The sequence below is a fragment of the Streptomyces sp. GC420 genome, assembly GCF_009916105.1.
Lineage (GTDB): Bacteria > Actinomycetota > Actinomycetes > Streptomycetales > Streptomycetaceae > Streptomyces.
Genome location: NZ_JAAAXQ010000256.1, coordinates 1 through 6,132 on the forward strand (window position 1 = coordinate 1; position 6,132 = coordinate 6,132).

At 70.6% G+C, this 6,132-nt stretch carries 4 protein-coding genes; 1 reads left to right on the forward strand and 3 read right to left on the reverse strand.

Annotated elements, in window-relative coordinates; all coding sequences use genetic code 11:
* From GUY61_RS26305 to GUY61_RS26315, 3 genes are all read right to left on the reverse strand, one after another.
* Positions 1-912 (reverse strand): NB-ARC domain-containing protein (locus tag GUY61_RS26305; protein WP_166632727.1); only part of this gene is annotated, 912 nt, incomplete at its 3' end.
* Positions 913-1,087: 175 nt separating this feature from the next.
* The gene (locus GUY61_RS26310) at positions 1,088-1,714 is read right to left on the reverse strand and encodes an NUDIX hydrolase (protein WP_166632728.1); all 627 of its coding nucleotides are present in this window, start codon (positions 1,712-1,714) and stop codon (positions 1,088-1,090) included.
* Positions 1,715-1,954: 240 nt separating this feature from the next.
* The gene (locus GUY61_RS26315; protein WP_166632729.1) at positions 1,955-3,619 is read right to left on the reverse strand and encodes a CTP synthase; all 1,665 of its coding nucleotides are present in this window, start codon (positions 3,617-3,619) and stop codon (positions 1,955-1,957) included.
* A gap of 545 nt (positions 3,620-4,164) precedes the next feature.
* Between GUY61_RS26315 and GUY61_RS26320 the strand changes: the two genes are divergently transcribed.
* Positions 4,165-5,967, forward strand: a complete 1,803-nt coding sequence (locus GUY61_RS26320; protein WP_166632730.1) for a glycoside hydrolase family 15 protein — start codon at positions 4,165-4,167, stop codon at positions 5,965-5,967.
* The last annotated feature ends 165 nt before the right edge of the window (positions 5,968-6,132 follow it).

Genomic DNA, 6,132 nt, shown 5'->3' on the forward strand with positions numbered 1-6,132 from the left:
CCCCTCACCGCCCCCGCGACCGGACCCGGCCGGAACCCGGGACGGACCGGCATCCCGTACGGGGCCGCCTGCGGGGCGGCCCCGCCATCCCGGCACGGTGCCCAGGCCGGCGACGGGGCCGGACGTTCCCGGGTGGGAGGCGCCGGTGCGGCGGCCGGACGCGGCCGCCGCCTCGTCCTCGGCCCTCAGCTCGCTCAGCCGTTTCGTCACCTCGGCCACCGACGCCTGCGGCCTGGCCCTGAGCCAGCCGCCGACCAGGATCAGTGCCGCGGGCCGGCCCGCGCATTCCTCGGCCAGGGTTTCCGCGGCCGTGGGGTCGACGGTGACACGGACCGAGCCGGTGAAGGACGACAGCAGGTGGACGGCGGAGATCGCGTCGAGCCCGCCGAGGGTGCAGGGGCGGACATCGGGGATGCCGGTGAGGGGGCCGCGGGATGTGGCGACGACCAGGCAGTCGGGGTTGTCCGGGATCAGCGGGTCGACCTGGGCCGCGTCGGCGGCGTCGTCGAGGATCAGCAGGACACGGCGGCCGGCGAGGGCCGTGCGCAGCGCCTCGGAGAGTTCGTCCTCGCCCGCGCCGGGCGGGGCCTGGATGCCGAGCGTGTCGAGGAGTTCGCGGGCGGTGCGGTCGGTGGTGACGGGCTCGCCGCCCGGGACGGTGAGGCGGGCGTAGAGCACGCCGTCCGGGTAGTGCTCCCCGACCTCGCGGGCCAGCCGCCCGGCGAGTGCGGTGCGCCCGGACCCGGGCCGTCCGGCGATGAGGAGGACCCGGGCGCGGGGCGCCTTGCGGCCGGCGATGGTGTCCAGACCGGCTCGTTCGATGTCCGTCAGGAGTTCCTTCAACTCCCGGCGCCTGCCGAGGAACTGACCGGGGTTCAGGCCTTCTGCCGCATTCACCGCCTGCTCCGTCACGGGTGACTCCCGTTCGCCCTGCGCACCGTCCCGTGCCGGGACTCCGGCAGGGACTTTGAGGGTAGTTCACGCTCTGCGACGATCCGTGCGGAGCATGGCGGGCACGACACACCGGATCCCTCAATCGGATCAGCCGACAGTCACACCAAAGACGGTGACAGGGATCCGGCGGTCCTCAGACCTCGAAGGGCCGCGCCGGCCACGGCGCGTCGGCCGGGCGCAGCGCGTCCAGGCCGTCCCCCGCGAGTGCCGCGGCGAGCGAAAGCACGCCCACCACGAGACAGTTGTTGTGGAGTTCGCCGGCCAGCACCCCGCGGACCAGTTCGGCCAGCGGCACCCGCGCGAACTCCATGTCGGCTTCCTCGTGCTCGACGGCGAAGCGGTCGCCCTGGGCGTCGGACAGCTGCCGTGCCAGGAAGACGCGTACCGCCTCGTCGGAGCCGCCGGGCGTGGTGTAGACGTCGGTGAGCACCCGCCAGTCCTCGGCCTTGACGTGCGCCTCCTCGTAGAGCTCGCGCTGGGCGGCGGTGAGCGGGTTCTCGCCCGGTACGTCGAGCAGTCCGGCCGGGATCTCCCAGAGCTTCTGGCGCACGGGGTGCCGGTACTGCTTCAGCACCACCACGCGGTCCTGGTCGTCGATCGCGAGGACGGCGACCGATCCCGGGTGCACCTGGTAGTCGCGGCGGACGACCGTGCCGTCGGGCATGACCACGTCGTCGGTGCGGACACTGGTCTTGTTGCCCGTGAACGGAGTCGCGGTCGCGGTGACCCGCCACTCCTCGGGGGTGTCCTTGAACTCCATCAGTCTCCTCACGAGGGGACCACCGGCCTCAGCCGGTGGGGGAATCGCTTGTTGTCCCGTGGCATTTTCCGTTCGTCCCGCAAGGGATCGGTTCGGGCTGGACCGCGACCCTCGGGGTGGAAGCCCCCTCCTTCAGGTGGGGGAGCGGAGTCACGTGCGTACGTCCTCCACACGACAACACGCAACGCGGAAATCCGGGGCACGGCCAGAAAGGACCCGCACCCCGGACCACCGTATCTCTTACTTCTGCTCGGCCTGCTTGCGTTCGACTGCGGCCTTGACCAGGCCCGCGAAGAGCGGGTGCGGCCGGGTCGGGCGGGAGCGCAGCTCGGGGTGGGCCTGGGTGGCGACCAGGTACGGGTGGACGTCGCGCGGGTACTCGACGTACTCCACGAGCTTGTTGTCGGGCGACGTGCCGGAGAAGACGAGGCCGGCCTTCTTCTCCAGTTCCGTGCGGTAGGAGTTGTTCACCTCGTAGCGGTGGCGGTGGCGCTCCTCGACATACTGCTCGCCGCCGTAGACCTCGCGGACGATCGAGCCCTCGGCGAGCTTCGCCGGGTACATGCCCAGGCGCATCGTGCCGCCCATGTCGCCCTCGCCCGCGACGATGTCGAGCTGCTCGGCCATCGTGGAGATCACCGGGTGGGCGGTGCCCGGGTCGAACTCGGTGGAGTTGGCGTCCGGGATGTCGGCCAGGTTCCTGGCGGCCTCGATCACGATGCACTGCAGGCCCAGGCACAGGCCCAGCAGCGGGACCTTGTTCTCGCGGGCATAGGTGATCGCGCCGACCTTGCCGTTCACGCCCCGGTCGCCGAAGCCTCCGGGCACGCAGATCGCGTCCACGTCGTCGAGCTGCCGGGCGGCGCCCGCCGGGGTCCTGCAGTCGTCGGAGGTGACCCACTTGATCTTGACCCGGGCACGGTTGGCGAAACCGCCCGCGCGCAGCGCCTCGGTCACCGAGAGGTAGGCGTCGGGCAGGTCGATGTACTTGCCGACGAGCGCGACCGTGACCTCGTGCTGCGGGTTGTGCACGCGGTCCAGAAGGTCCGCCCACACCGTCCAGTCCACATCGCGGAAGGGCAGGTCCAGCTTGCGGACGACGTACGCGTCCAGGCCCTCGCCGTGCAGCACCTTCGGGATGTCGTAGATCGACTTGGCGTCGATGGCCGCGACCACGGCCGCCTCGTCGACGTCGCACATCAGCGAGATCTTGCGCTTGATGGAGTCCGGCACCTCGCGGTCGGCGCGCAGCACGATCGCGTCCGGCTGGATACCGATGTTCCGCAGCGCCGCGACCGAGTGCTGCGTGGGCTTGGTCTTCAGCTCGCCGGACGGACCGATGTACGGCAGCAGGGAGATGTGGACGACGAAGACGTTGTCCCGGCCCACCTCGTGCCTGACCTGGCGGACGGTCTCCAGGAACGGCAGCGACTCGATGTCGCCGACCGTGCCGCCGACCTCGGTGATGACCACGTCGACCTCGTCGGTGGCCATGCGCCGGATGCGGTGCTTGATCTCGTTGGTGATGTGCGGGATGACCTGCACCGTGTCACCGAGGTACTCGCCGCGCCGCTCCTTGGCGATCACCGTCGAGTAGACCTGCCCGGTGGTGACGTTGGCGGAGCCGTCCAGGTCCACGTCGAGGAAACGCTCGTAGTGGCCGATGTCCAGGTCCGTCTCGGCACCGTCGTTGGTGACGAACACCTCACCGTGCTGGAAGGGGTTCATCGTGCCCGGGTCGACGTTGAGGTACGGGTCGAGCTTCTGCATCGTGACCCGCAGGCCCCGCGCCTTGAGCAGCGCGCCCAGGCTGGAGGCGGTCAGGCCCTTGCCGAGGGAGGAGGCGACACCCCCAGTGACGAAGATGTGCTTGGTCGTCGAGGATGTCGAGGATCGATTCGGCATGGCCAAGAGGGGGCTCCCGTGGTCGCGGTTCGGATGCGGGGCGGCTGACGGGTCCGAGCCGCCGTGAAGGTGGTTCTCGGGGGTTTGCCGCCGCTGCGGTTCGGGGGTTGTCGTGCCCACCGGTCCACGGGCTACCAGGGTATCAGCGACGGGACGAGACCGCTTCCGGCCACGCTCCCCGAGAGCGCCGCGCCGCCCGCCCACTCGTGCGGAGGAAGCGCTTTCCACCGCACTCCTCCCCGCGGTTTCCGCCCGGGCGCGGCCGGGAGGAGCCCCACGTCACGCGGTCACCCGCCGTTCCCCGCCCGTTCGCCCGCGCACCTCCTCACGGGGGTGAGCGTTTTCGGCTCGCTCGGTTGCCAAGACAGTCCCACAGATGACTCACCTGCGTCGTATCCTGCTCGGACACATCGCCAGCGGACCGGCCGGCGAAGGCACCATCCCACGCCCCTTTCCGGCAATCCCAGGTCCGCCATAATTCCCCTGACCACTGAAGGCACCCCCACTATGGGGGTGTGTAGTGGCCGTTCGATCTGGAGTTGCACGTGGCCGGGCGCATCGAGGATTACGCCCTCATCGGAGACATGCAGACCGCCTCCCTGGTCTGCCGGGACGGCACGGTCGACTGGCTGTGCCTGCCCCGCTTCGACTCCCATGCGATTTTTGCCGGCCTGCTCGGCACGGAGGAGCACGGTTTCTGGAGACTGGGCCCCGCCCATACGCCGGGTACACAGCCGCCGACGGCGGCCCGCCGCAGGTACCGCGGTGACTCGCTGATCCTGGAGTCCGAGTGGGACACGCCGCGCGGCACGGTCCGGATCACCGACTTCATGCCCCCGCGCGACGGAGCCCCGCAGCTCATCCGCATCGTCGAGGGCATCAGCGGCCGGGTGCCCATGCGCTCCGAGCTGCGGATGCGTTTCAGCTACGGGCGGGTGGTTCCCTGGGTGCACAAGGTGGACCACCGCACGGTGGCCGTGGCGGGTCCGGACTCGGTGTGGCTCGACACCGAGTGCGACACCTACGGCAAGGACCTCACGACGTACTCCGACTTCACCGTCTCCCCCGGTGAGCGGATCGCCTTCACCCTGAGCTGGCAGCCCTCGCACAAGGAGCCGCCGCCGCACCCCGAGCCCGAGGTGTCGCTGGAGGCGACCGAGGACTTCTGGCGCGAGTGGGTCGAGCACTGCACGTACCACGGCCCCTACCGGGAGGCCGTCGTCCGCTCCCTCATCACCCTCAAGGCCCTCACCTACGCGCCGACCGGCGGCATCGTCGCCGCCCCGACGACCTCCCTGCCGGAGCACATCGGCGGCGTGCGCAACTGGGACTACCGCTACACGTGGCTCCGCGACGCGGCCATCACCCTGTCCTCGCTGCTGCGCACCGGCTACCGGGAAGAGGCCCGCGCCTGGCGCGAGTGGCTGCTGCGCGCGGTCGCCGGCGACCCGGAGAACCTGCAGATCATGTACGGCATCGCCGGCGAGCGGGAACTCGGCGAGGCCGAACTCGACTGGCTGCCCGGCTACGAGGGCTCCGCCCCGGTCCGGGTCGGCAACGGCGCGGCCGCCCAGCTCCAGCTGGACGTGTACGGCGAGGTCACCGAGGCACTGCACCTCGCGCACATGACCGGCCTGGCCCGCAACGACTACGCCTCGCTCCTCCAGCTCAAGCTCATCCGCTACCTGGAGGACCACTGGGACCAGCCGGACGAGGGCATCTGGGAGGTCCGCGGCCCCCGCCGCCACTTCGTGCACTCCAAGGTCATGGCCTGGGTCGCGGTCGACAGGACCATCAAGCTCATCGAGTCCGGGGACGCGGACGGACCGCTGGAGCGCTGGCGGGAGCTGCGGGACGACATACACCGGGACGTGTGCGAGAAGGGTTACGACAAGGAACGCAACACCTTCACGCAGTCCTACGGCTCCAGGGAGCTGGACGCGTCCCTGCTGCTGATCCCGCAGGTCGGCTTCCTGCCGCCCGACGACAAGCGGGTCATCGGCACCATCGAGGCCATCCAGCGCGAGCTGGCCACCGAGGACGGCTTCGTCCTGCGCTACCCGACCTCGGGCGCCGAGGAGGGCGTCGACGGCCTCCCCGGCGACGAGGGCGCATTCCTGGCCTGCTCGTTCTGGCTCGCGGACGACCTGGCCATGATCGGCCGCGTCGACGAGGCGCGCCGCCTCTTCGAGAAACTGCTGTCCCTGCGCAACGACCTCGGGCTCCTCGCCGAGGAATGGGACCCCAGGCTCCAGCGGCAGGTCGGCAACTTCCCGCAGGCCTTCAGCCACGTGCCGCTGATCGACACGGCACTGCGGCTGACCGCCTCCGGCGCGTACGGCGGCTGACCGCCTCCGGCACCGACGGCGTCACGCGTGTACGGCACGTACGGCACGTACGGCACGTACGGCACGTACGGCACGTACGGCACGTACGGCACGTACGGCACGTACGGCACGTACGGCACGTACGGCACGTACGGCACGTACGGCACGTACGGCACGTACGGCACG

Bases quoted from the DNA above. Each gene is read 5' to 3' on its own strand.
- GUY61_RS26310 (WP_166632728.1), bottom strand. From the start codon at position 1,714: ATGGAGTTCAAGGACACCCCCGAGGAGTGGCGGGTCACCGCGACCGCG.
- GUY61_RS26315 (WP_166632729.1), bottom strand. From the start codon at position 3,619: ATGCCGAATCGATCCTCGACATCCTCGACGACCAAGCACATCTTCGTC.